The 24,101-nt window shown below is 63.2% G+C and carries 21 protein-coding genes; 14 read left to right on the top strand and 7 right to left on the bottom strand.

The window, feature by feature from the left end:
- Positions 1-75: 75 nt before the first annotated feature.
- On the bottom strand, positions 76-975 hold the full coding sequence (locus QA637_RS00355; protein ID WP_153438778.1) for an LOG family protein: 900 nt from the start codon (positions 973-975) through the stop codon (positions 76-78).
- Between the two features lie 305 nt (positions 976-1,280).
- Here QA637_RS00355 and dapD point away from each other — a divergent pair, with 305 nt between their 5' ends.
- The 4 genes from dapD to QA637_RS00335 all read left to right on the top strand — a co-directional run bounded on the left by dapD (position 1,281) and on the right by QA637_RS00335 (position 5,511).
- The gene (gene dapD, locus QA637_RS00350; RefSeq protein WP_283062853.1) at positions 1,281-2,138 is read left to right on the top strand and encodes a 2,3,4,5-tetrahydropyridine-2,6-dicarboxylate N-succinyltransferase; all 858 of its coding nucleotides are present in this window, start codon (positions 1,281-1,283) and stop codon (positions 2,136-2,138) included.
- A 4-nt stretch (positions 2,139-2,142) separates the two neighbouring features.
- Positions 2,143-2,526, top strand: coding sequence for a DUF805 domain-containing protein (locus QA637_RS00345; RefSeq protein WP_283062851.1), 384 nt, complete (start codon positions 2,143-2,145; stop codon positions 2,524-2,526).
- 152 nt (positions 2,527-2,678) lie between these two features.
- The gene (locus QA637_RS00340; protein ID WP_283062849.1) at positions 2,679-4,559 is read left to right on the top strand and encodes a DEAD/DEAH box helicase; all 1,881 of its coding nucleotides are present in this window, start codon (positions 2,679-2,681) and stop codon (positions 4,557-4,559) included.
- 292 nt (positions 4,560-4,851) lie between these two features.
- Positions 4,852-5,511, top strand: a complete 660-nt coding sequence (locus QA637_RS00335) for a peroxiredoxin (RefSeq protein ID WP_153438786.1) — start codon at positions 4,852-4,854, stop codon at positions 5,509-5,511.
- Positions 5,512-5,603: 92 nt separating this feature from the next.
- Here QA637_RS00335 and QA637_RS00330 read toward each other — a convergent pair whose 3' ends face one another.
- Positions 5,604-5,921 (bottom strand): DMT family transporter, encoded by a 318-nt coding sequence (locus QA637_RS00330; RefSeq protein WP_153438788.1) that lies wholly within the window; start codon positions 5,919-5,921, stop codon positions 5,604-5,606.
- A gap of 91 nt (positions 5,922-6,012) precedes the next feature.
- On the opposite strand from QA637_RS00330, the gene QA637_RS00325 reads away from it, so the two are divergent.
- Positions 6,013-6,408, top strand: coding sequence for a winged helix-turn-helix transcriptional regulator (locus QA637_RS00325; RefSeq protein WP_283062846.1), 396 nt, complete (start codon positions 6,013-6,015; stop codon positions 6,406-6,408).
- Positions 6,409-6,440: 32 nt separating this feature from the next.
- On the opposite strand, the gene QA637_RS00320 is transcribed toward QA637_RS00325, so the two are convergent.
- The gene (locus QA637_RS00320) at positions 6,441-7,352 is read right to left on the bottom strand and encodes a LysR family transcriptional regulator (protein WP_283062844.1); all 912 of its coding nucleotides are present in this window, start codon (positions 7,350-7,352) and stop codon (positions 6,441-6,443) included.
- A gap of 139 nt (positions 7,353-7,491) precedes the next feature.
- Between QA637_RS00320 and QA637_RS00315 the strand changes: the two genes are divergently transcribed.
- The 5 genes from QA637_RS00315 (at position 7,492) to QA637_RS00295 (ending at position 14,817) form a co-directional block, all read left to right on the top strand.
- Positions 7,492-8,319, top strand: coding sequence for an alpha/beta hydrolase (locus QA637_RS00315; RefSeq protein WP_283065005.1), 828 nt, complete (start codon positions 7,492-7,494; stop codon positions 8,317-8,319).
- A gap of 29 nt (positions 8,320-8,348) precedes the next feature.
- Complete coding sequence (locus tag QA637_RS00310; RefSeq protein ID WP_283062842.1) at positions 8,349-9,551, top strand: efflux RND transporter periplasmic adaptor subunit; 1,203 nt, start codon at positions 8,349-8,351, stop codon at positions 9,549-9,551.
- A 132-nt stretch (positions 9,552-9,683) separates the two neighbouring features.
- Positions 9,684-12,869 carry an efflux RND transporter permease subunit gene (locus QA637_RS00305; RefSeq protein WP_283062840.1) on the top strand — a complete coding sequence of 1,062 codons (3,186 nt, stop codon included), beginning with the start codon at positions 9,684-9,686 and terminating at the stop codon, positions 12,867-12,869.
- 171 nt (positions 12,870-13,040) lie between these two features.
- Entirely contained in the window at positions 13,041-14,234 is a 1,194-nt protein-coding gene (gene dapE / locus QA637_RS00300; RefSeq protein WP_283062838.1) for a succinyl-diaminopimelate desuccinylase, read from the top strand.
- Positions 14,221-14,817 carry a hypothetical protein gene (locus QA637_RS00295; protein WP_346283768.1) on the top strand — a complete coding sequence of 199 codons (597 nt, stop codon included), beginning with the start codon at positions 14,221-14,223 and terminating at the stop codon, positions 14,815-14,817. Before dapE ends, QA637_RS00295 begins: the two co-directional genes overlap by 14 nt.
- 31 nt (positions 14,818-14,848) lie before the next feature.
- Here the strand turns inward: QA637_RS00295 and truA are convergent, their stop codons facing one another.
- The 3 genes from truA to def form a co-directional block, all read right to left on the bottom strand.
- Positions 14,849-15,592, bottom strand: coding sequence for a tRNA pseudouridine(38-40) synthase TruA (truA, locus tag QA637_RS00290; RefSeq protein ID WP_283062834.1), 744 nt, complete (start codon positions 15,590-15,592; stop codon positions 14,849-14,851).
- Complete coding sequence (gene fmt, locus QA637_RS00285) at positions 15,592-16,527, bottom strand: methionyl-tRNA formyltransferase (protein WP_283062832.1); 936 nt, start codon at positions 16,525-16,527, stop codon at positions 15,592-15,594. Before fmt ends, truA begins: the two co-directional genes overlap by 1 nt.
- 66 nt (positions 16,528-16,593) lie before the next feature.
- A complete protein-coding gene (def, locus tag QA637_RS00280) occupies positions 16,594-17,118 on the bottom strand; it encodes a peptide deformylase (protein ID WP_283065003.1) in 525 nt (174 codons plus the stop codon).
- Positions 17,119-17,268: 150 nt separating this feature from the next.
- Between def and QA637_RS00275 the strand changes: the two genes are divergently transcribed.
- From QA637_RS00275 to QA637_RS00265, 3 genes are all read left to right on the top strand, one after another.
- Positions 17,269-18,462, top strand: coding sequence for a DNA recombination protein RmuC (locus QA637_RS00275; RefSeq protein ID WP_283062830.1), 1,194 nt, complete (start codon positions 17,269-17,271; stop codon positions 18,460-18,462).
- A 52-nt stretch (positions 18,463-18,514) separates the two neighbouring features.
- On the top strand, positions 18,515-19,414 hold the full coding sequence (locus QA637_RS00270) for a ribokinase (RefSeq protein WP_283062828.1): 900 nt from the start codon (positions 18,515-18,517) through the stop codon (positions 19,412-19,414).
- 343 nt (positions 19,415-19,757) lie between these two features.
- Positions 19,758-22,148 (top strand): methyl-accepting chemotaxis protein, encoded by a 2,391-nt coding sequence (locus QA637_RS00265; RefSeq protein WP_283062826.1) that lies wholly within the window; start codon positions 19,758-19,760, stop codon positions 22,146-22,148.
- Positions 22,149-22,417: 269 nt separating this feature from the next.
- Here the strand turns inward: QA637_RS00265 and QA637_RS00260 are convergent, their stop codons facing one another.
- Positions 22,418-23,362 carry a nucleoside hydrolase gene (locus QA637_RS00260; protein WP_283062825.1) on the bottom strand — a complete coding sequence of 315 codons (945 nt, stop codon included), beginning with the start codon at positions 23,360-23,362 and terminating at the stop codon, positions 22,418-22,420.
- Between the two features lie 264 nt (positions 23,363-23,626).
- On the opposite strand from QA637_RS00260, the gene QA637_RS00255 reads away from it, so the two are divergent.
- On the top strand, positions 23,627-24,058 hold the full coding sequence (locus tag QA637_RS00255) for an Hsp20 family protein (RefSeq protein ID WP_153438808.1): 432 nt from the start codon (positions 23,627-23,629) through the stop codon (positions 24,056-24,058).
- The last annotated feature ends 43 nt before the right edge of the window (positions 24,059-24,101 follow it).

The raw sequence follows: 24,101 nt of genomic DNA, 5'->3' as shown, positions 1-24,101 counted from the left end.
AGGACAAAGACATGCAGCAATTCAAAGTGCTACAGCGACCTTTGCGCGTCCGATAAGACGCGCGGCGCTGTAGTTCTAGCGCCGTCCGGATGCCATCGGTATCGACCGCGGATCGATGCTCTCGTAGAACCGGGCGATGATCTCCCAGGCCTCTTCGGCGGTCTCGACGAAATGCACGAGATCGACGTCGTTCGGCGCAATCGTGCCGAACTCGGCCAATGCCTCGAAATTGATGATCGTGCGCCAGAACTTTTCACCGAAAAGGATGAGCGGCACCAGGGCCAGACGGCCCGTTTGCATCAGCGTTAACGTTTCGAACAATTCGTCGAGCGTGCCGAAGCCGCCCGGAAACACCGTGACCGCCTTGGCGCGCAGCAGGAAGTGCATCTTGCGAATGGCGAAATAGTGGAAATTGAACGACAGCTCCGGAGTCACGAACCGGTTGGGCGCCTGCTCGTGGGGGAGCACGATGTTGAGGCCGATCGAAGGGGCGCCGGCATCCGCCGCGCCGCGGTTTCCCGCCTCCATCACCCCCGGGCCGCCGCCGGTGACGATGACATATTCCTTGTAGCCGAGCTTGGCGGACTGCTCCGAGCAGATCCGGGCGAATTTGCGGGCTTCGTCATAGTAGATCGATGCCGCTTCGAGATTCTTGCGCTGCGTGTCGTTCTTGGCCGCCCAAGCCTCGCCGCCCGGTTCGGGGATACGCGCGCCGCCGAACATCACCACGGTCGAATTGATCCCCCGCTCCTCGAGCATCATCTCCGTTTTCAGGAGCTCGAGCTGCAGGCGTACCGGCCTCAGTTCCTCGCGGCAGAGAAAATCATCGTCGACATAGGCGAGACGATAGGTCGGCGAGGCCGACTGCGGCGTCAGCGGCACGGTCGAGGCGCGCAGCCTGCTCTGCGAGCTGTCGGCCAGCGGATCCCAAACCCCATCCTTGCGGCGCAGATTGCGCTTCTTCATGCGTGCCATATTTCATCTTCCCGTCGCGTTTCGAACAGACGGCATCTCGTCCGGACGCGCCCTGTCGTGTTTCCTCGGTCATAGAGGCGTCCCTACTGCCGGAAACACGGAAGTTTGCCAAGTCCTGCTGAGATGTCGGAGCCAAAAGCGCTTCAACTTTTCAGATTTATGCCTCTGCAGCGCAACGCGTCATCAAGACGCGTGAGGTCGCTGTAGGACTTTGAATTGCTGCATAACTTTGTCCTCAAATCGGTTCCGATTTAAGGAATTATGCAGTAGAGCTTGCACGACAACGCCGAACATAAGGAATTCCGATGACGACCCACGACCTTGCCTCCCTGTCGCAGACCATCGAGACCGCCTTCGACAATCGCGAAGCCGTCAATACCGGCACGCGCGGCGCGGTCCGCGAAGCGGTCGAAGCGGCGCTGAACCTGCTCGATAGCGGCAAGGCCCGCGTCGCCGAACGCGGCAAGGACGGCACCTGGACCGTCAATCAGTGGCTGAAGAAGGCCGTCCTTCTGTCCTTCCGCCTGAACCCGATGGAGCTCGTCAAGGGCGGTCCCGGCGAGTCGGTCTGGTGGGACAAGGTTCCCTCCAAGTTCGACGGCTGGAGCGTCAACGAGTTCGAGAAGGCCGGGTTCCGCGCGGTTCCGAACTGCGTCGTCCGCCGCTCGGCCTATATTGCGCCGAACGCGATCCTGATGCCGTCCTTCGTCAACCTCGGCGCCTATGTCGGCGAGGGCACGATGGTTGATACCTGGGCAACCGTCGGTTCCTGCGCCCAGATCGGCAAGAACGTGCACCTTTCCGGTGGCGTCGGCATCGGCGGCGTGCTGGAGCCAATGCAGGCAGGACCCACGATCATCGAGGACAATTGCTTCATCGGCGCCCGCTCGGAAGTGGTCGAAGGCTGCATCGTGCGCGAAGGCTCGGTTCTCGGCATGGGCGTCTTCATCGGCAGGTCGACCAAGATCGTCGATCGCGCGACAGGCGAGGTGACCTACGGCGAAGTGCCGCCCTATTCCGTCGTCGTGGCAGGCTCGATGCCGTCCGGCTCGACCATGGCGAACGGCCAGCCGGCGCCGAACCTCTATTGCGCGGTCATCGTCAAGCGTGTCGACGAGAAGACGCGCGCCAAGACCGGCATCAACGAACTGCTCAGAGACTGATGCGATGGCCGAGGAGGGGCAACAGCCGAGCATGACCTGGCTGTTCTTCAGCCCCTCCGGCCGCATCGGCCGCCTCCCCTTCTTCCTTTCCTGGCTTTTCTGGTTCCTCGTCGGCGGCGTCTTCCTCATGCAGATGCTGAAGAACGAAAACGAGGAGACCGCATTAGCGCTCTGGACACTGGCGCTCGTCGTGTCCGGCGTCCTTTCGACCGTTTCCATCGCGATGCTGGCGATCAAGCGCCTGCATGACATCGGCTATCCCGGCCCGCTAGCGCTCTGCCTTTTCATTCCGGTGCTGAGTCCGATCGTGTTCATCGCCCTCTGTCTGTGGCCGGGCACGAAGGGCCAGAACGAGTTCGGCGGCCCCAACAACGGTCCCGGACACTAAAGATTCCGCCTGTACATTAGCGCTTCCGCCGCGTATGTAGCGCGCCATGAACAGGCCCGCGACGTGTTGGCCGCGGCAATTGACGCCTGATGACGACCTGATCCAAATCCGCTCGTCTGTCGGCGTGAAGACCGAAATCCGAAAGACAAGATATGACTGAGTTCGAAGGGATCGCGCCCGCGATCGCCGAGGCATTGGCAAGACGCGGTTACAACGAGCTGACGCCGGTACAGAAGGCGATGCTCGATCCGGCGCTTGATGGCGCGGACGCGTTGGTTTCGGCCCAGACCGGGTCCGGCAAGACCGTGGCCTTCGGCCTTGCGCTTGCGCCGACGCTGCTCAATGGCACAGAGCGTTTTGGCGCAGCCGGCGCACCGCTCGCGCTCGTCATTGCGCCCACACGCGAACTGGCGCTGCAGGTCAAGCGCGAACTCGACTGGCTCTACGAGGTGGCGGGCGCGACCATCGCCTCCTGCGTCGGCGGCATGGATATCCGCAGCGAACGGCGCGCGCTCGAACGCGGCGCCCACATCGTCGTCGGCACGCCGGGACGGCTTTGCGACCACATCCGCCGGGATTCGCTCGACATCTCGGCGCTCCGCGCCGTCGTGCTCGATGAGGCCGACGAGATGCTGGACCTCGGCTTTCGCGAGGATCTGGAGTTCATCCTCGAAGCCGCGCCTCAAGACCGGCGCACGCTGATGTTCTCGGCGACCGTGCCGCGCTCGATCGCAACGCTTGCGAAAAATTACCAGCGCGATGCCATACGCATCAGCACCGCATCGGAACAGAAGCAGCATGGCGATATCGAATATCGCTCACTGCTCGTCACTCCGAGCGACCGCGAGAACGCAATCATCAACGTGCTTCGCTACTACGAGGCACGAAACGCGATCGTCTTCTGCTCCACCCGCGCTGCGGTCAATCACCTGACGGCCCGCTTCAACAATCGCGGCTTCTCTGTCGTGGCGCTATCCGGCGAACTCAGCCAGAACGAACGCACCCATGCGCTGCAGGCGATGCGCGACGGACGTGCCCGCGTCTGCATCGCGACGGATGTTGCGGCACGCGGCATCGACCTGCCGGGACTGGAGCTGGTGGTCCACGCCGATCTGCCGACCAATCCCGAGACGCTGCTGCATCGAAGCGGGCGTACGGGTCGTGCGGGCCAGAAGGGCGTCAGCGCGCTGATCGTCCCCGTCAATGCACGCCGCAAGGCCGAAAGGCTCTTGGAAAATGCGCGCATCACCGCGACCTGGGCAAAGCCGCCGTCAGCGGACGAGGTTATGAGCCGTGACGACGAGCGCATCGTGGCCGATACGGCGTTCGACGAGCCGCTGCGCGAGGACGAACAGGCGATCGTGCGGGCTCTGATCGACCGTCACGGCGCAGAGAAGCTGGCAGCCGCCTTCGTGCGGCAGTTCCGTTCCGGTCGCTCGGCGCCGGAAGACCTCGCCGATGTTTCTCTCGCGGACGACCGCAGGAAAGGGCGGCGCGATGCCGCTCCGACGACCCGCGATGATTTCGGCGCGCCGCGCGCCGACTTCACGGATGGTAGCTGGTTTTCGCTCTCGGTCGGCCGCAAGCAGAATGCCGAACCGCGCTGGCTGATCCCGATGCTGTGCCGTCATGGCAAGCTTTCAAAGCGCGATATCGGCGCGATCCGGATGCAGCCGGAAGAGACCTATGTGGAACTGACGGCCGAAGGCGCGGAACGCTTCCTCTCGGCAATCGGTCCGAGCCGGACGCTCGAAAAGGGCATTCGCGTGAAGCCGCTCGCGGGCACCCCGGATCTCTCCCAGCCGCGGCAGGAAAAGCCCGAATTCGCGAAGAAGCGGACCGCCGACGCAGCACGCGAGGATTTCAAACCGAAGCGCAAGTTCGAAAAGAAGCCGGCCTTTGCCGAGGAGACACGCCTTGAGAAGCGGGACGACAAACCCCGCGGCAAGAAGGGCAAGCCGGGAGCGCAAAAGGACGCTGGCGGCTTCAAACCCAAAGCGAAACGCGCCAACGCCAAGAACAGGCAATACTAATCACCGTGATTTTGGGCCCGCGTTGTCTGCTGCCACCTTGGCGGCAGCGCGCCTGGCCTCCTCCGGACGCCGTGGAGCGTAACAGCCAGGCAGTGCGAAAGCGTTTGCATTCCTCGAGCATTTCCCGATGAGTGCCAGCACTGCGTGTACCTCAGCGATATTATTCTCCAAAAGCGGTAAATCACGCCGCGGACATTCTTTTTGCGGATCGTTCCCGCACGTTTCCTCCTCGAAAAGCGCCACGATTGCGCTATTCTGCGCGAAACAATCGCCAGCCGCAAAGGAGCAGACCATGGGCCTCCGTATCAACCAAACCGCCCCAGATTTCACCGCCGAGACCACGCAGGGCACGATCAATTTCCATGAATGGATCGGCGACGGCTGGGCCGTTCTCTTTTCCCATCCGAAGAATTTCACACCCGTGTGCACCACCGAACTTGGCGCCATGGCCGGAATAGAGAACGAGTTCCGCAAGCGCGGCGTCAAGATCATCGGCATCTCGGTCGATCCGGTGGAAAGCCACAGCAAGTGGAAGAACGACATCAAGGTCGCAACCGGTTTCGACGTCGAATACCCGCTGATCGGCGACAAGGACCTCAAGGTGGCCAAACTCTACGACATGCTGCCGGCCGATGCCGGCGAAACGTCGGAAGGCCGCACACCAGCCGACAATGCCACCGTGCGCTCGGTCTACGTCATCGGCCCGGACAAGAAGATCAAGCTGATCCTCACCTACCCGATGACAACCGGCCGCAATTTCAACGAGATCCTGCGTGCGATCGACTCGATCCAACTGACCGCCAAGCACCAGGTTGCGACGCCGGCGAACTGGCAGCAGGGCGAGGACGTCATCATTACCGCTGCCGTATCCAACGAGGACGCGATCCAGCGTTTCGGCTCCTTCGACACGATCTTGCCTTATCTCCGGAAGACGAAGCAACCGACCGCGTAACACCTGCAAACTCGTAGCGGCGCTGAATAAATGGCCCATGAAACGTTCACCCGGCGCTTCATGGGCCACGGGCGATCGAAGGCCAAGCTGGTTCAAGCCTCCAGAAACCGCAGCCCTGCGACGGCGACGATGATCATGGCGATGCAGACGAGGCGAAGCCAGGATACCGGATCGCCGAAAAGAACGATGCCAAGCACGGTGATGCCCACCGATCCGATGCCGGTCCAGGCAGCATAGGCGGTGCCCGCTGGCAGTTCCCGCATCGCGATCGTCAAGAGATAGACACTGGCGAGTGCCGCGACCACACCGATGATGCTTGGAACAAGCCGCGTCCAGCCCTCGGCATATTTGAGCGCAAGCCCCATGGCGATTTCGACGGCGCTCGCTGCCAGCAACGTGATCCATGCCATTGGCATCTCCATCCAGATTTTTGAATCTCTGGACCCAATCTGGTAGCGTAGGCACCAAAGGACAATTACGCACCTTTTGGTAACTATGAAAATGTCTTCAGAGCCGGCAGAGAATTCCGAGACCTCGGCGCCGAGCGTCTTCGATCCGACGTGCTCCTCCCGTCACGCGCTGGAGCTTGTCGCCAGCAAATGGGCGATGCTTATCATCTCCGCTCTCGATCAGGGGCCGATGCGCAATGCCGCGCTGATGCGCAAGCTTGGCGACGTGTCGCAGAAGATGCTGACGCAGACGCTCAAAGAACTGGAGCGCAACGGACTGGTGATCCGCGACGACAAGCAGACCGTGCCGCCGCATGTCGAATATCGCCTGAGCGCGGTCGGGCGGTCGCTGAGCGATACGCTTGTGGTCCTCGATCGCTGGGCCGAAACCCATTTCGGCGAACTCGACGCCGCGCGCGAGCGCTATGACGCGGAACGCCGCGATTGAGCTGCGGGGATACCACGTCAAGCTCGATTGGCCTACTCGCCATCCATCTGCGACTGTGCGATCACCTTCACCGCCCAATCAGCGAAAACCCGCAGTCGACTGCTCAAATGCCGGTTGGGTGGATAGACGAGATAGATCGGCGCCGGTTCGATCTGCCAATCATTGAGCACCGGTCTCATCGCACCGGATTGCAGATCGTCGCGCACCATGAAGCGTGGTGCCTGGACGACTCCGAGCCCGGCCCGCGCGGCGGCAAGATAGGTCGTCGCTTCGTTTGCCGCGACTGCGTAACGGCCTTTGACTTCGATCTCCTCGTTTCCTCGCTTGAAATGAATCGGCATCGGCTGCCCGGTCTGCGGCCGGAAATAGCCGACGACATAGCAATTCCTCTCGAGGTCGGCCGGATGCTGCGGCGTGGAGTGGCGATCGAGATAGGCTGGCGACGCGCAGGTGATGAAGCTCATTTCCGTAATGCGCCGGGCGATCAGCGACTGGTCGGTCAGCGTGCCCACGCGGATCGCACAATCGACGTTCTCGGCGACATAGTCGATGGTCCGATCCGAAACCCCGAGGTCGATCTGGATGTCGGGGTATTTCTTGTGGAATTCGGGGAGCGCGGGAAGGATGACGAGATTGGCGATCGCACTCGCCATTTCAACCCGCAGCCGCCCCTTCGGGAGGCTCTGCGCGCTCGACAGGCTGCCGTCCAGTTCGTCGAGATCGGAAACAAGGCGTGCCGCGCGCTCGTAATAGAGTGCGCCATCCGGTGTCACCAGGACGCGCCGCGTCGTGCGGTTGAGCAATTTGGTGCTTAAGTGCGCTTCCAACCCCTGGATGAGGTTAGTCACCGTCGCCTTCGGCATATTGAGCGATACGGATGCCCGGGTAAAATTGCCGGTCTCCACCACTCGAAGAAAGGCGCGCATGGCCGTGAGCTGGTCCATTTTCAATAACCGAATTGTTCGAAATACCGAATAGTGTAGTCAGAACCCGCCGACTATTCCAGACGAAAGACAATGTTATGCTGCAAACATCGCGGGCTGTCCCTCATCTAGGGATTGCCCTATGGTTGAGACAAGAGAGATGAACGCGCATTTTACCGAAGAGACGATGCAGACGGCCCACGGGGCGTGCCGCGCGCGCGTCTACCGCGGCGCGTCGTTGCTCGTTCCGCCTCCGGTCGTGCTTCATTTTCACGGCGGGTCCTTCGTCGGGGGATCGGTCGCGGCCGGCGAGAAAGTTGCGAGCGCGCTTGCCGCCGCCGGGGCTGTGGTCGTTTCGCCGGAATACCCTTCGGCATGCTTGAGCCCGTTCCCGGCGGCGCTCGAGGCCTCGTACGCCATGCTGTCGTCGATGCGCAGCCGCTGTCCGCAGTTTGCGAACAAGAAGTCCATGCTGTTCATTGCCGGCGAGGAAGCGGGCGGAAATCTCGCGGCCGGCCTGGCGCTGATGGCGCGCGACCAGTTCCTCCCGGATCTCAAGGGGCAGATCCTGCTGTCGCCGTTGCTTGATCCCTGCATGGCGACCGCTTCGTTCCGGAAGTACTGTCCCCAGACTTCGGTGCAGTCGATCGCTGATGGCTGGCAACGCTACCTCGGCGAACGTAGCGGACTGACGCATCCTTATGCGGCGCCCGGCCATTGCACGCGACTGGGCGGGCTCGTTCCCGCCCTCGTCATCACCAGCGAGCAATGTCCGATGCGCGACGAAACGGAAGCTTATGCAGAGCGGCTTCGCAAGGCCGGCGTCCCGGTAGAAATGCACGTCCTGCCGGGGGGCGCCGCCTGGCTGCCTGCCAACACCTCGTCGCAGGAAAGCTGGCCTGCGCAAGAACAGACGATATCCGGCATTTTCTCCCGCTTCTTTCAGGAAGCGGGGGCGAAGCCAAAATCGCAGATGAAAACGAACTAGGCCGGGCTCCCAACCGGCAAGGAGAAAATATGACATCGACCGTTACCCGCCGGGTCCTTTGGGGCGCCGGCCTGAGTATCCTATTGTCCATCGCCGGAGGAACCGCCGTTTTCTTCGGCGTGCCCTATCGGTTCACGGCTGACGCCGCGACCGACGCGGCCGCGCCGCCGCCAGCCGTGCCTGTCTCGGTTGCGAAGGCAGAATCGCGCCGGATTACCACCTGGGAGAATTTCTCCGGGCGACTCGAGGCGATCGAGCGCGTCGAGGTGCGTCCCCGCGTCGGCGGTGCCGTTCTCCAAGCGCATTTCCGCGAAGGCGCGCTGGTGGAGAAGGGTGACCTCCTCGTCACCATCGATCCCGAACCCTACGCCGCCGCCGTCGAGCGCGCAGAGGCGCAGGTTGCGGCGGCCGAAGCGCGCGTCGCGTTGGCAAAAACCGAGCTCGAACGCGGCCGCAAGCTGGTTACCACCAGTGCGATCCCGCAAAGCGGAGTCGATCAGCGCCTGAGCGTCTACGACGAAGCGCAGGCGAACGTCCGCTCCGCGAAGGCGGCGCTGCGTTCGGCGCGGCTGGACCTTCAATATACCGAGGTCCGTGCGCCGATCTCGGGCCGTGTCGGCAGGCTCGAAGTGACGGCCGGCAACCTGGTGGCCGCCGGGTCTACCTCGCCAGTGCTGACCACGCTCGTCTCGATCGATCCGATCTATGCGAGTTTCAACGTCAACGAGGAGGTGGTCGCCGCAGCCTTGGCCAAACTTTCCGCCTCCGCCGGCAGCAACGCGATCGAGCGCATTCCGGTCGAGATCGGCACTGCCGCCGACCAGGGCACGCCAATCACCGGCCACATCCAGCTCATCAACAACGAGGTCGACGCCACCACCGGCACGATCCGCGTACGGGCGGCGCTCAACAATGCCGACGGCCGCCTGATCCCCGGTCAGTTCGTCCGCATCCGGATCGGCGATCCGGCTCCAACCGAGAAGCTGGTGATCAGCGACCGCGCCATTGGCTCGGACCAGGACAAGAAATTCGTGCTGGTCGTCGGCGCCGACAACAAGGTCGAATACCGCCAGGTGACCCTCGGACCGACGGCCGATGGCCTGCGGATCGTCGAAGCCGGGCTGAAGCCGGGCGAGAGCATCGTCGTCAACGGGCTGCAGCGCGTCCGGCCCGGCGTACTCGTTGCCCCGCAGCCGGCCGAAGAGGCCACGGCCTCGATCGCCAAGCGATAGTCGAACGCGCCGCCTCGCGCTCCTTGAGGGGACACGCGGCGGCGCCGACCGAACACCTAACTGCATGCTTCCGCGCTCGCGGCGAACATCCTCGCCGCGGATGCCTGGCTTTTTGTCCCAAGGGGGATCGTTATGAATTTCTCACGCTTTTTCGTCGACCGCCCGGTCTTCGCGGGCGTTCTTTCAGTACTCATATTCGTCGCGGGCCTGATCGGCATGACCGGTCTGCCGATCTCGGAATATCCGGAAGTCGTGCCGCCGCAGATCGTGGTGCGCGCCCAGTACCCCGGCGCCAACCCGTCGGTGATCGCCGAGACTGTTGCGACCCCGCTTGAAGAACAGATCAACGGTGTCGAAGGCATGCTCTACATGCAGAGCCAGGCAACGGCCGACGGCCTGATGACGCTGACCGTCACCTTCGAACTCGGCACCGATCCGGACCAGGCCCAGCAGCTCGTGCAGAACCGCGTGTCGCAGGCCGAACCCCGCCTGCCGGAAGAGGTGCGCCGCCTCGGCGTCACGACGGTCAAGAGCTCGCCCGACCTGACGCTCGTCGTACACCTGATTTCGCCGAACGGCCAATACGACATCAACTACCTGCGCAATTACGGCGTCCTGAACGTCAAGGACCGGTTGGCCCGCGTCGAGGGCGTCGGCCAGGTGCAGATCTTCGGCGGCGGCGACTACTCGATGCGCGTCTGGATCGACCCTGAAAAGGCTGCCGAGCGCGGGCTTGCGGCAAGCGACATCGCCAATGCCATTCGCGGACAGAACGTCCAGGCGGCCGCCGGTGTCATCGGCGCATCGCCCTCGGTTGCAGGGCTCGACCTGCAACTCTCCGTCAATGCACAGGGGCGGCTCAGAACCCCGGAAGACTTTGCCGACATCGTCGTCAAGTCCGGCGCCGATGGCGAGATCACCCGTCTTGGCGACGTCGCGCGTGTCGAAATGGGTGCGGCGGACTACTCGCTACGCTCACTCCTCGACAACAAGGCCGCCGTCGGCATGGGTGTCTTCCAGGCACCCGGCTCCAACGCCATCCAGATCTCCGAGAACGTCCACAAGGCGATGGCCGAGCTGAAGCAGACCATGCCGGAGGGCGTCGATTACGAGATCGTCTACGACACGACCCAGTTCGTCAGAGCCTCGATCGAGTCGGTTGTTCATACCCTGCTCGAAGCGATTGCACTGGTTGTGCTCGTCGTCATCATCTTCCTGCAGACCTGGCGCGCGTCGATCATCCCGCTCGTTGCCGTGCCGGTCTCGATCGTCGGCACCTTCGCGGTGATGTATGTCTTCGGCTTTTCGATCAATGCGCTCAGTCTCTTCGGCCTCGTGCTGGCGATCGGCATCGTCGTCGATGACGCCATCGTCGTCGTCGAAAACGTCGAGCGCAACATCGCGCAGGGGCTCTCGCCGGTGCAGGCGACCTATCGCGCCATGTCGGAGGTTTCCGGCCCGATCATCGCAATCGCGCTGGTGCTGGTCGCGGTCTTCGTGCCGCTCGCCTTCATCACCGGCCTGACGGGACAGTTCTACCGCCAGTTCGCACTGACCATCGCGATCTCGACGGTGATCTCCGCCTTCAATTCACTGACGCTTTCTCCGGCGCTCGCCGCCCTTCTCCTGAAGGATCACCATGCGCCGAAAGACCTCTTGACACGCGTGATGGACAGGCTGTTCGGCTGGTTCTTCCGCGGCTTCAACCGCTTCTTCGGAAAGAGCTCGGAGGCCTATGGCCGCGGCGTCGGCGGGATTCTCTCGCGCAAGTCGCTGATCATGGGAGTCTACGTCGTCCTTATCGGCGTCACCTTCACCCTGTTCCGGGCCGTCCCCGGCGGTTTCGTGCCGGCCCAGGACAAGCAATACCTGATCGGCTTTGCGCAATTGCCGGACGCGGCGACGCTCGACCGCTCGGAAGATGTCATCCGGCGCATGAGCGAGATCGCACTCAAGCATCCGGGCGTCGAACATGCCATCGCCTTCCCGGGCCTGTCGATCAACGGCTTCACCAACTCGTCGAACTCCGGCATCGTCTTCGTATCGCTGAAGCCGTTCGAGGAGCGCACGACGCCGGAACTCTCGGGTGGGGCGATCGCCATGCAACTGAACCAGGAGTTCGGCGCGATCCAGGATGCGTTCATCGCCATGTTCCCGCCGCCGCCTGTCCAAGGCCTCGGCACGACCGGCGGCTTCAAGCTGCAGATCGAAGACAAGAACGGACTCGGCTATAGGGCGCTTGACGATGCGGCCAAGGCATTCCTCGCGAAAGCGATGGCAACGCCAGAACTCGCCGGGCTCTATTCGAGCTATCAGATCAATGTGCCGCAGCTCTATGCCGACCTCGACCGCGTCAAGGCGCGCCAGCTCGGCGTGGCGGTCACTGACGTGTTCGAAACGCTGCAGATCTATCTGGGCTCGCTCTACGTCAACGACTTCAACGCCTTTGGCCGCACCTACAGCGTGCGCGTACAGGCCGATGCGAGCTACCGGAGCCACGCCGACGACATCGGCCGGCTGAAGGTCCGCTCGCAGTCGGGCGAAATGATTCCGCTTTCGGCGCTGTTGAAGGTCGAGCAGACCGTCGGCGCGGAACGGGCGATACGGTACAACGGGTTCCTGTCCGCCGATATCAACGGCGGTCCGGCACCGGGCTACTCGTCCGGCCAGGCGCAGGCCGCGATCGAAAGGATCGCCGCCGAGACACTGCCGCCCGGCATCTCCTTCGAGTGGACGGACCTGACTTACCAACAGATCCTCGCGGGCAATTCGGGCATCCTGGTGTTCCCCCTGGCGCTGCTGCTCGTCTATCTCGTGCTGGCGGCCCAGTATGAAAGCCTGTTGCTGCCGATCGCCATCGTGCTCATCGTGCCGATGGGCCTGATGGCGGCGCTCACGGGCGTCTGGCTGACCGGCGGGGACAACAACGTCTTCACCCAGATCGGCTTGATCGTGCTCGTCGGGCTGTCGGCCAAGAACGCTATCCTGATCGTCGAGTTCGCCCGCGAGCTCGAACTTTCCGGCAGCAGCGCGGTCGCTGCCGCGATCGAGGCGAGCCGGCTGCGTCTGAGGCCGATCCTCATGACCTCGATGGCCTTCATCATGGGCGTCGTACCGCTCGTCACCTCCACCGGTGCCGGTGCGGAAATGCGCTCGGCCATGGGCGTCGCGGTTTTTGCCGGCATGATCGGCGTTACCGCCTTCGGCATCTTCATGACGCCGGTCTTCTACGTGCTGATCCGCAAGCTCGCTGGCGAGCGGCCGTTGAAGCACGCCGGAGCGCACATCGAAGCGCCTCACCTCGCCCCCGGCGAGTGAGGCCCCCTCCCCTGCCCCCTGCGCTCCCTGCGGGCCGGACGACAATTCGTCCGGCCCGTGTGCCTTTGCCGAGAGTCGAGCCCATCACGCGTGACAGCCGACACCCGATCGGATAAACCAGCAACCTCCGACCTCACAGGCCTGCGTGCCCCGCAGATGGCATTCCGATAGATGACCTCCACCGATCCGATTACCAATCTTGCCACCCTTATCCGCTGCCCCTCCGTCACCCCCGCCGAAGGCGGCGCTCTCGCCGCTCTCGAACAGATGCTGAAGCCGCTCGGCTTCACCGTCGACCGCGTGGTGGCGAAGGACACCGGGACCCCGGACATCGAAAATCTCTACGCCCGCCTTGGAAGCGATGGACCACACTTGATGTTTGCCGGGCATACCGACGTTGTGCCGGTCGGGGATGAGGCCGCCTGGACCCACCCGCCCTTCTCCGCGACCATCGCCGACGGGGAGATGTATGGCCGCGGCGCCGTCGATATGAAGGGCGGCATCGCCTGCTTCGTGGCTGCGGTCGCGCGCCACGTCGAAAAGCATGGAGCGCCGAAGGGTTCGCTCTCGTTTCTGATCACCGGCGATGAGGAAGGCCCGGCCATCAATGGCACGGTAAAGCTTCTTGAGTGGGCGGCTGCGAAAGGCGAACGCTGGGACGCCTGTCTCGTCGGCGAGCCCACCAATCCCGATGCGCTTGGCGACATGATCAAGATCGGCCGGCGCGGCTCGCTCTCCGGTCGGATCACCGTTCACGGAGTCCAGGGACATGCGGCCTATCCGCATCTCGCCGACAATCCTGTGCGCGGCATACTGCAGCTCACCGAGGCCCTGATGGACCCGCCCTTCGATAGCGGTACCGAGAGTTTCCAGCCATCGAACCTCGAGGTCACGACCATCGATGTCGGTAATCTGGCCGTCAACGTCATTCCGGCGAAGGCGAGCGCCAGCTTCAACATCCGCTTCAACGACATCTGGACCGCCGAAAGCCTGATGGCGGAGATCATCGCGCGGCTCGATCGTGCCGCAGCGAAAGACAAGCTCAGGCCCGGCCGCACACCGGTCCGCTACGACATCGTCTGGAACGAGCGTCCGAGCCACGTCTTCCTCACGCGCAACAACGCCCTCATCGATTCGCTTTCCGGCGCGGTCGAGGCCGTCGTGGGGCGCCAGCCGAAGCTCTCGACCACCGGCGGCACATCGGATGCGCGCTTCATCAAGGATTACTGCCCCGTCGTCGAATTCGGCCTCGTCGGGCAGACGATGCATATGGTCGACGAGCGCGTTGCCGTCGCCGATCTCGAGACCTTGACCGGGATCTACGAGACCTTCATTGCCCGCTGGTTCGGTCATGCCGCTGCTTGAGGAGGTCCTCACCTATGTCAAGGGGTTATGGCTGCTGATCCAGGGCAACCGCGAGGGCTTTCGCTGGCTGGACATCAGCGAAAGCGGCCTATGGCGCTCGTTCGCGGCAATACTCTGGTCTCTGCCCGCGATCGCCGTGACCTGGGCATCCTGGCGGCTCTATTATCTTTCGGCCATGCCGACCGGCACAACGATCGGCTTCGGCTTCATCCTGAAGCTGCTTGTCGTCGACCTCGCCAGCTGGCTGCTGCCAATCATCCTGGTCATCATCCTGTCCCGGCCACTGGGTTTTCAGATTTTTGTGGTGCCGGTGATCGTTACGACCAATTGGCTCTCGGTGCCGCTCTCCTACGCCATGGCACTGCCTGCAGCAATTCGTCTGCTCGTCCCGGGCAGTCAGGGTCTGACCAGCCTGATCTGGCTCTTGCTGGTGGTCGTCAGCGTCGGCTTGCTCTTCCGGCTTCTGCGCACGGTTACCGGCAACCAGACCTTGCTGGCGGCCGCGTTGACCGCACTATTCCTGCTGCCGTCGATGATGATCGGCGAATTTCTTCAACGTTTCTTTGGTCTTGTTCCAAGCTAGCGCTGACGCACCGCGCTACGCCCGGAGAAGATCAATAATCCACCTGCATGAAGTAGAGGCCGTCCGGCGGCGCGACCGGCCCGCAGGCCTTTCGATCACGCGCTTCGAGCGCCGCCTGCAAATCGTCCGGCGTCCACTTGCCCTCGCCCACCAGCTTCAGCGAACCGGCGAAGGAGCGAATCTGGTTGTGCAGAAAACTCTGGGCCGTCGCGCGGATCTCGATGAGATCTCCCGCTCGCGTCACGTCGAGCCGATCAAGCGTGCGCAGCGGGCTCGTCGCCTGGCAGTGGGCGGAGCGGAAGGTCGTGAAATCGTGGTGGCCGACCAGTCGTTGTGCGGCCACATGCATCGCCTCGTGGTCGAGCGTTTTCGGCACCCACCAGGCGCGCCTTGCTTCGAGCGCCAGCGGCGAGCGGCGAGAGATGATGCGATAGAGATAGTGGCGCCGAACCGCCGAGAAACGCGCGTCGAAATCCGGCGGCGCTTCAAGTGCGTCGAGAATCGAGACACGTTCGCCGGCAAGCGTCAGGTGGGCATTGAGCGCGTTGCGCAACGTGTGCGTCTTCCATTCGCGCGTGAGGTCCGCATGCGCCACCTGGCCCATGGCATGGACGCCGGAATCGGTGCGTCCCGCCCCACGGACGGACACTGTCTCTCCGGTCAGCGACAGGATCGCTTTCTCGATCGCGCCCTGGACAGACGGACCGTTTTCCTGACGCTGCCAGCCGACATAGTCTGAGCCGTCGTATTCGACGGTGAGGCGATAGCGCGGCATCAGGCGATCCTCGTGCCGCGGGCGACGGGCGTCCCCCGCAGGAACTCGGCGATCGCGAGCGGCTTGCCGCCGGCCTTCTGCAGTCGAGTCGGCCGCACCGCACTCTGGCCGCAGGCAATGGTCAATGTGTCATCGAGAACGGTGCCGGCTTCGCCGGCTCCGTCGACCTTCTCAGAATTCAGCACCTTGATCCGTTCCGGTTTCCCGGCAATCGTCAGCTCGAACCAGGCCCCCGGAAATGGCGAAAGACCGCGAATGTGGTTGTGAACCTCGGAGGCCGGCTTGGTGAAATCGATGTGGGTCTCCCCCTTGCTGATCTTGGCAGCGTAGACCGCGCCCTCTTCCGGCTGCGGCGTCAGCGGCAGATCGCCCGCTTCGAGCTTCGCCATCGCCTCCTTCATCAAGGCCGCCCCGACCTGCATCAGCTTGTTGTGCAGCTCGCCAGCCGTCATCGTCTCTCCGATCGCAACGGCCTTGCTGAGTGCGACCGGACCGGTGTCGAGCCCCTTGTCCATCTTCATCACCATCATGCCGGTCTCGTGGTCGCCGGCCATGATTGCCCGCTGGATCGGCGCCGCCCCACGCCAGCGCGGCAGGAGCGAGGCGTGTCCGTTGTAGCAGCCGTGCCTCGTTCCCTGGAGAATCGCCTCGGGCAGGAGCAGGCCATAGGCGACGACAACGGCGACGTCAGCATTGAACTTGGTGAAGGTCTCGCGATCGCCGGCGTCCTTGAAGTTCGGCGGGGTCAGAACGGGGATTCCGAGAAGTTCGGCGGCTTGGTGGACTGGCGATTTTTGCAGGTCGAGACCGCGCCGCCCGCCGGGACGCGGCGGCTGTGTATAGACGGCAGCGATCTCATGGCCCGCCTCGGCGAGGGCGACCAGCGTCGGTACGGAGAATTCCGGCGTTCCCATGAAAATGATGCGAAGCGGCAAGGCGGCAAACTCCGTCTCTTGAAACCAGGCTGTGTCCGCGACTTCTGGCACCGAAGCGGGCGTTTGTCAGATCGCCTTGGCGCCGCGGGTCTTGGCCGCCTTGGTGAACTTGCGGATCACCATATCCCGCTTGAGCTTGGAGATATGGTCGATGAACAGCACGCCGTTCAGATGATCGATCTCGTGCTGCAGGCAGGTGGCAAGCAGGCCATCCGCCTCGAGCGTCTGCTCCTTGCCGTGGCGGTCGAGATATTCGACGGTGACGCCCGCCGGGCGCTCCACTTCCGCGTAGTAGTCCGGGATCGACAGGCAGCCTTCCTCGTAAACCGAGCGCTCATCCGAGGATCTGACGATTTTCGGGTTGATGAAGACGAGCGGCGTCTTCTCCTCGTCCTCCCTTGACACATCGAGAACCAGGAGGCGCTTCGGCACACCGATCTGGATTGCCGCAAGGCCGATGCCCGGCGCGTCGTACATGGTTTCGAGCATGTCGTCGGCGAGGCGGCGGATATCGTCGTCAATGTTCTCCACCGGCTTGGACACCTGGCGCAGAACCGGATCGGGAAGGATGATTAGCGGCTTGATCGTCATGCTGATCCCATAGCCGATCTTTCCGCTTGCGCGCAAGAACATTGCCTCCAGTCGAGGTCACACACGCAGCACTTGCCATCTACAAAGCCCGAAGCATGTTTGTTCTTGTTTTGATCTGGTCTTCAGGCGCGAATCTGTTAGGCTGCCGCCATGGAGCCCATCGCCTTTTCCTTCGACCAACCTTTGTTCCTGCTTGGAGCCCTGCCCGTCACGGCCGGTCATCTCGTCACGGCCGCCGCACTTCTCATGGCGCTCGCCTGCCTCCTGTTTGCGCGCCGTGCGAGTTCTGCCCGCGCCGGCGAGCGAGACGAGCAGATGGCGACGCTTCTTGCCGCGCAGACGGAATTGCAGGGCCGCATCGCCGCGATGGCGGATGTTTTCGGTACCCGCCAGGCGGAGCTCAACCAGTCGATCAGCCAGCGCATCGACGGCATGACGCACCGGATCGGCGCATCGATCAGCGAGCAGACGAAGGCGACCCACGAGAACCTTCGGCGCCTGCAGGAACGGCTTGCCGTGATCGATAACGCCCAGAACAACATTCAGTCGCTCGCCAAAGACATGGCCGGTCTGCAGAACATTCTGGCAAACAAGCAGACGCGCGGGGCCTTCGGCCAGTCGCGCATGGAAGCAATCGTTGCCGATGGATTGCCGATGGGCGCCTTCGCCTTCCAGGCAACGCTTTCGAACGGCGCGCGCCCGGATTGCACGATCCGCATGCCGAACGGCCAGCCGCCACTTGTCATCGACGCGAAGTTTCCGCTCGAAGGATGGAACGCAATGCGCGATGCCGCTACGGCCGAACGGCGGCAGCAGGCGGCGCAGGCCTTTCGCCGCGACATGGAGGTCCATATCCGCGATATCGCCGGCAAATATCTTTTGCCGGGAGAGACGCAGGAGACCGCCTTCCTGTTTGTTCCTTCCGAGTCGATCTTCGCAGAGATCCACGAGCACTTCGAGGCGATCGTGCAGAAGGCGCATCGCCAGCGCATCGTCATCGTCTCGCCGTCTCTGCTGCTTTTGTCGATCCAGGTGATCCAGGCGATCCTGAAGGATGCCCGCATGCGCGAGCAGGCGCACCTGATCCAGGGCGAAGTCGCCCGCCTGATGGACGACCTCTCACGGCTCGACGAGCGTGTGCGCAAGCTCCAGGGCCATTTCGCCATGACTCAGAAGGACGTCGAGGACATTCTCATCTCGTCGAACAAGCTGACGAGGCGCGGCGCCAAGATCGAGGCGCTGGAACTCGCGGCCGAATCCGCGCCCGGAGAGGGCGAGCAGGGCGGACGGCCGCTCGACAACCGGATGGGGCAACTCAAGCTGCGGGTGGTTGACGAGGACTGACGCGGTCGGGCACTCTTCGCGAAAATCAATAATCGGACGAGGGCATCTCCACATGATCACTGTCCTTGGGTCCATCAACATGGACCTGATCGCCACGACCGCACGCCTGCCTAAGCCCGGCGAAACCGTTGCCGGGACCGGCTTCTCGACCGCCGCCGGTGGCAAGGGTGCAAACCAGGCGCTGGCCGCCCGCCGCGCCGGTGCGTCGGTGCGCATGGCCGGCGCCGTCGGCTGGGACAGTTTCGCCGAAGGCGCGCTGGCGCTCTTGAAAGCGGCCGGCGCCGACCTCAGCCTCATCAAGACGGTCGATGCTCCGACCGGTACGGCGCATATCATCGTCGGCGGCGATGGCGAAAACGTCATCGTTGTCGTCGCGAGCGCCAATGCGACGGTGAACGAGAGCGACGCAACGGCGGCGCTCGATCAGATGTCGACCGGCGATACGCTGATGCTGCAGCTCGAAATTCCCGCCGCCTCGGTCGAGACGGCGCTTTTGGAAGCCAAACGCCGCGGTATCCGCACGATCGTCAACATCGCTCCGCTGACGCTCGACGCGGCCCGTCTCGGCCGGATGGCTGATATCGTGATCGCCAACGAAACCGAATTCGAACTGCTGGCCGGCAAGACGGGCATCGACAGCGCCGAGCGCGAGGCGGCGATGAAACGGCTCCATGACGAGACCGGGCGGACCGTGATCGTGACGCTTGGGGCCGAGGGCGTGATCGCCATCCATGACGGTGCCGTTCATTGTGCCAAGGGTCTGACCATCGAACCCGTCGACACGGTCGGCGCCGGCGACACCTTCTGCGGCTACCTCGCCGCGGGCCTCGACGCCGGCCTCGCCTTCCCCGACGCCCTGCGGCAAGCGGCGGTTGCCGGATCGCTTGCATGCCTCAAGCCCGGTGCACAACCGGCCATACCGCAGGCGTCCGAGGTCGCGGCCTATCTGTGACGGACAACGCCGCGATTTGCCTCCTGTCCGCTTTTTCGCAAACCCGACAGTTTATGTCGCGCCGGTCAAACCCGGCGCACAAAACTTGCGTGTCGCGACCATGATTTGGCCGCGGCGTTGGCTGGATCTTAAGATTTGATCCTCTATTCAGACACATGAGAAGGTCGACCGTACCTACAGCGCCGCGCGTCTGTTGAGACGCGCAAAGGACGCTGTAGCGGTTTGGCTGCCTCCTCCGTGCCGGTTGGCATCTGGCGCTCCATGATGGAGTTTCACCCCACAATTCGGAATGCGTCACGCCGTGGGCGGCAAGCCCGCGGACCTCTCAGTATGTGAGGATTTCATGTTCAAGTTCCAAGCCAAATCACTGGCGACCAAACTGATCGCTGTGACAGGCGGTACGATCGCACTCGTGCTGCTCGCCTCGAATTTCGTTCTCATCTCCCAGACACAGAACCGCGTCGAGACGCTGGTCCTCGACGACGCGGACAGCGAAGCGCACGCCATCGCATCCGAGATCGCGGGCAGCGTCGGTGAACTCGCGGCCGCCGCGCGCACGATGTCGGGCGTTCTCGGGCGCGGCCACGCCGGGGAGTCCATCGATCGCGCCGGCGCCATCAATCTCCTGAAGGCGAACCTGGAGCAGCACCAGTTCGCCTTCGGAAGCTGGTTCGCCGAGGAACCGAAGGCCTTCGATGGGAAGGACGTTGCCAACAACACGGAGCTTGGCGGTAACGCAGAGGGCGCATTCACGCCCTATTGGTCCAAGGACCGTAACGGCAAGGCACAGCTCTCGACCTTCAAGGCCGATTATGCCGCCGAATGGTATGCCCTCGCGGCCAAGAGCGGCAAGGGTGCAATCACCCAGCCCTACCTCGCCGAAGGGACCGACGTCCCCACCACGATGAGCTCGATCGCCTATCCGGTGATGTCCAACGGCAAGATGATCGGCGTCTCCGGCGTCGACATCTCGCTCGCCTCGCTCGCCGACGACCTTGCAAAGGTCAAGCCTTTCGGCTCGGGTCGGGTCTACCTGCTGTCGCAGAGTGGCAAATGGCTCGTGTCGCCGATCCCGGATCTGTTGATGAAAGATTATGACGGCGAAGGCGCCGATATCGTCAAGAACGCCCTGTCGTCGGCGACGTCCGGCGTGATCAAGAATCTCACCTATGACGGAAACGAGCCCTTCAATCGCGTCGTCTATCCCTTCAAGCTGCCGAACGTAAACGCCAACTGGGTCGTGCTCGTCGACGTGCCGCGTGCGGTAATCAACGCGCCGGTCCGCGACCAGACCTATATGATGATCGTCGGCGGCCTTGTCGTCCTCGGTGCCGTGCTTGCCGGTCTTTACTACGCAGTCCGCGGCTTCGTGCAGAAACCGCTGGCCGGCCTTGTCAGCGACGTCCAGACGCTCAGCAACGGTGACTACACTCAGCCGATCGCCGGCCAGGATCGCTCGGACGAAACCGGTTCCGTTGCCAAGGCGCTGGAAGGCTTCCGCCATCAGCTCGCCGACACCAAACGCCTCGAAGGCGAAGCCCGCCATCAGCGGGAGCAGGCAGAGATGCAGCGCAATCAATCGGAAACAGAGCGCGCCGAAAGCAGCGCCCTACAACGCGACATCGTCGCCCGCCTCGGCAAGGGCCTGTCACATTTGTCGGCCGGTGACCTCGCCTTCCGCATCACCGACGAATTCCCGGGTGAATACGCGCAGCTGAAGCGTGACTTCAACGCGACGATGGAGAGCCTCGAGGAGACCATCCGGACCGTCAATCACTCGGTCGTCAATATCGGCAGCGGCACATCCGAAATCAGCAATGCCGCCAACGACCTGTCGCACCGGACGGAACAGCAGGCCGCGAGCCTTGAAGAAACCGCAGCCGCGCTCGACCAGCTTACTTCGCAGGTGAACGCCAGCGCCGAGAATGCCAAGGTTGCGGCAAAATCGGTCGAGGTGGCGAGCAGCGACGCCGAACAGTCCGGCGAGGTCGTGCAGAAGGCCATCGCAGCCATGCAGGGCATCGAGCAATCCTCGCACGAGGTCAGCCGGATCATCGGCGTCATCGACGAGATCGCCTTCCAGACGAACCTCTTGGCGCTCAACGCGGGCGTCGAGGCTGCCCGCGCCGGTGACGCCGGCAAGGGCTTCGCGGTCGTCGCCCAGGAAGTACGCGAGCTTGCACAGCGCTCGGCAAATGCTGCGAAGGAGATCAAGACGCTGATCAATACCTCCGCAGGCCAGGTCCGCGAGGGGGTGGACCTCGTGGGCAAGGCGGGCAGTGCGCTCGAAAAGATCGCCGAGCAGGTGGTGCAGATCAACAGCCTGATCCGCCAGATCTCCAGTTCCGCCTCGGAACAGGCGGTCGGTCTGAAGGAGATCAACTCCGCCGTCAACCAGATGGACCAGGTGACGCAGCAGAACGCGGCGATGGTCGAAGAAACGACCGCCGCCAGCATGGCGCTGAACGACGAAGCCGGCGCACTGAGCACGCTGGTTTCCCGTTTCCGGGTCGCCCAGCAGGCGCCGGCCCAGTCCTCGCCCGAAATGTTGCGCGGTGCAGCCGAGCGGATGCGCGCAGCCGAGCGTCCCGCCTCTCCTGCGCCCGCCGCCAAGGACAACCGGCCGCCGCAGGCAGCGGCAAGGAGCAGCGGTTATTCGGCATCGACGCAGCGCGTGCTTGCCCAGACATCCGGTGCCAATGCGCTCGTCCAGGACAATTGGGAAGAGTTCTGATCAGACCACGTAACCAACAACGAAACGGCGCCCGATCGGGCGCCGTTTTCGCTTGAGGGGTCGGAAGCGGTGAGCGGTTGCACAAGCCCGATCTGAACGAGCCCCTCCCCAACCCTCCCCACAAGGGGGAGCGCTTCGGAACTCGCGGCAATCGCCTGCCATTCGCATCCCTTGCGTCCTGCGCAGCCGCGCATTGGAGGCGTAGAGGTGCGGCGGGTAAGCCCCTCTCCCTTGTGGGGAGGGGTCTTAGGGGCGCCGAAGAGGTGAACCTAGATGCGCGCCAGGCGCTCGGTGAGGAGATCGAAAAAGCCCTCGTCGTCGATGTGGCGCATGACCTTGGCATTGTGCTCGCGGCCTGTCACCTGCCACCAGTCGACGACGGTCATGCCGGCCGTCAGGGCGGACGCCGTCTCGATCTCGACATTGCAGTCGCGCCCGGTGAACAGTTCCGGCCGCAGGAGGTAGGCGATCACCGTCGGGTCATGCAGCGGCCCGCCGTCCGTACCATATTTTTCGATGTCGAAGCGCTCGAAGAACTCCAGCATTTCGGCCATCGCGATCGCCGCTGGACTGCCGATCTCGCGAATCTTCTGGACGCGGGCTTTGTGGGTCAGGACGCGGTGGGTGACGTCGAGCGGCATCATCACGATCGGGATGCCGGAGCGGAAAACGATTTCGGCGGCTTCCGGATCGACGTAGATATTGAACTCCGCCGCCGGCGTGATATTGCCGCCCTCGAAAAATCCGCCGCCCATCATCACGAGCTCGCGTACCCGCGGCGCGATCTCCGGCGCCTTGGTCAGGGCAAGGGCAATGTTGGTCAAGGGGCCTAGGGTGCAGAGCGTGACCGTGCCCGCATCCTCGGCGAGCAGGGTCTCGATGATGAAATCGACGGCGTCCTGCTCCTGCAGGGGCATCGTCGGCTCCGCCAGATCCGGCCCATCGAGCCCCGACTTGCCATGGACATGCTCGGCCGTGACCAGCGGACGCGCGACCGGCCGCTCGGCACCGGCAAAGACTTTCACATCCGTCCTGTTGCAAAGCTCGCAGATGATGCGTGCGTTGCGGGCCGTCAGCGAAAGCGGAACGTTGCCGGCGACGGTGGTGATGCCTAGGACGTCGATCTCCTCCGGACTGCCGAATGCGAGCATGATGGCGGCTGCATCGTCCTGGCCGGGATCGGTGTCGATGATTATCTTTCTCGCGCTTGACACTTTCTCGATCCTCCTGGGCCACGATGATAGCGGATCTCTTCGATCCACGAACATGGCCAATTCTCTAAGACATTGAAGCAGGATTCGGACAGAAAAGCGCTTCGCATTTCCACTTCCCGCTCTGATTTGGCGCAGCGAACTATGATTTGCGTGCGCAGCCGAGGCAAGCGGCTTGCACTCGTTGCTCACAGCTACCATATTGCGGCGTGGATGCTGCTTGGCAGGTCCCCAAAGATGGTCGCTTGAGATGCAAGGACTTGGGCAATGAGCAGGATTACGCCCTTTACCAGCCCGCTACTGCTGGGCTTTGACACCATGGAAAAGACCCTTGAGCGCATCGCCAAGGGCAATGACGGATACCCACCCTACAATATCGAGCGCATTCGCGGCGACGCATCTTCGGATGCGCCGGAGCGGCTTCGGATCACGCTCGCCGTCGCCGGCTTCTCCGAGGAGGACCTAGACGTCACGACGGAAGAAAACCAGCTGGTCATTCGGGGCCGCCAGGTCGATACGGGCGAGCGGGAATACCTGCACCGCGGCATTGCCGCCCGCCAGTTCCAGCGCACCTTTGTTCTCGCCGACGGCATGAAGGTTCTGGGAGCCGAGTTGCGCAACGGTCTTCTTTCCGTCGACCTCGTGCGGCCGGAGCCGGTGCGTATGGTAAAGAAAATTAACATTTCCGTCCCAGAGTAGGATAACCGGCGGGATTCTCCCCTGTCCGGCGACCACGGAGTAT

This window comes from Sinorhizobium terangae (genome assembly GCF_029714365.1).
Classification (GTDB): Bacteria; Pseudomonadota; Alphaproteobacteria; order Rhizobiales; family Rhizobiaceae; genus Sinorhizobium; species Sinorhizobium terangae.
Note: the sequence above shows the minus strand (reverse complement) of the source record. Positions and strands in the feature narration are given on the sequence as shown.

What these genes read in the sequence shown, in the direction of transcription:
- QA637_RS00355 (WP_153438778.1), bottom strand. Translation starts at nt 975, where the DNA reads ATGGCACGCATGAAGAAGCGCAATCTGCGCCGCAAGGATGGGGTTTGG.
- QA637_RS00315 (WP_283065005.1), top strand. Translation starts at nt 7,492, where the DNA reads ATGAACGCGCATTTTACCGAAGAGACGATGCAGACGGCCCACGGGGCG.
- QA637_RS00310 (WP_283062842.1), top strand. Translation starts at nt 8,349, where the DNA reads ATGACATCGACCGTTACCCGCCGGGTCCTTTGGGGCGCCGGCCTGAGT.
- QA637_RS00345 (WP_283062851.1), top strand. Translation starts at nt 2,143, where the DNA reads ATGGCCGAGGAGGGGCAACAGCCGAGCATGACCTGGCTGTTCTTCAGC.
- dapD (WP_283062853.1), top strand. Translation starts at nt 1,281, where the DNA reads ATGACGACCCACGACCTTGCCTCCCTGTCGCAGACCATCGAGACCGCC.
- truA (WP_283062834.1), bottom strand. Translation starts at nt 15,592, where the DNA reads ATGCCGCGCTATCGCCTCACCGTCGAATACGACGGCTCAGACTATGTC.
- QA637_RS00305 (WP_283062840.1), top strand. Translation starts at nt 9,684, where the DNA reads ATGAATTTCTCACGCTTTTTCGTCGACCGCCCGGTCTTCGCGGGCGTT.
- QA637_RS00265 (WP_283062826.1), top strand. Translation starts at nt 19,758, where the DNA reads ATGTTCAAGTTCCAAGCCAAATCACTGGCGACCAAACTGATCGCTGTG.
- QA637_RS00340 (WP_283062849.1), top strand. Translation starts at nt 2,679, where the DNA reads ATGACTGAGTTCGAAGGGATCGCGCCCGCGATCGCCGAGGCATTGGCA.
- QA637_RS00335 (WP_153438786.1), top strand. Translation starts at nt 4,852, where the DNA reads ATGGGCCTCCGTATCAACCAAACCGCCCCAGATTTCACCGCCGAGACC.
- QA637_RS00330 (WP_153438788.1), bottom strand. Translation starts at nt 5,921, where the DNA reads ATGGCATGGATCACGTTGCTGGCAGCGAGCGCCGTCGAAATCGCCATG.
- def (WP_283065003.1), bottom strand. Translation starts at nt 17,118, where the DNA reads ATGACGATCAAGCCGCTAATCATCCTTCCCGATCCGGTTCTGCGCCAG.
- QA637_RS00325 (WP_283062846.1), top strand. Translation starts at nt 6,013, where the DNA reads ATGTCTTCAGAGCCGGCAGAGAATTCCGAGACCTCGGCGCCGAGCGTC.
- QA637_RS00255 (WP_153438808.1), top strand. Translation starts at nt 23,627, where the DNA reads ATGAGCAGGATTACGCCCTTTACCAGCCCGCTACTGCTGGGCTTTGAC.
- QA637_RS00320 (WP_283062844.1), bottom strand. Translation starts at nt 7,352, where the DNA reads ATGGACCAGCTCACGGCCATGCGCGCCTTTCTTCGAGTGGTGGAGACC.
- QA637_RS00295 (WP_346283768.1), top strand. Translation starts at nt 14,221, where the DNA reads ATGCCGCTGCTTGAGGAGGTCCTCACCTATGTCAAGGGGTTATGGCTG.
- QA637_RS00270 (WP_283062828.1), top strand. Translation starts at nt 18,515, where the DNA reads ATGATCACTGTCCTTGGGTCCATCAACATGGACCTGATCGCCACGACC.
- QA637_RS00275 (WP_283062830.1), top strand. Translation starts at nt 17,269, where the DNA reads ATGGAGCCCATCGCCTTTTCCTTCGACCAACCTTTGTTCCTGCTTGGA.
- dapE (WP_283062838.1), top strand. Translation starts at nt 13,041, where the DNA reads ATGACCTCCACCGATCCGATTACCAATCTTGCCACCCTTATCCGCTGC.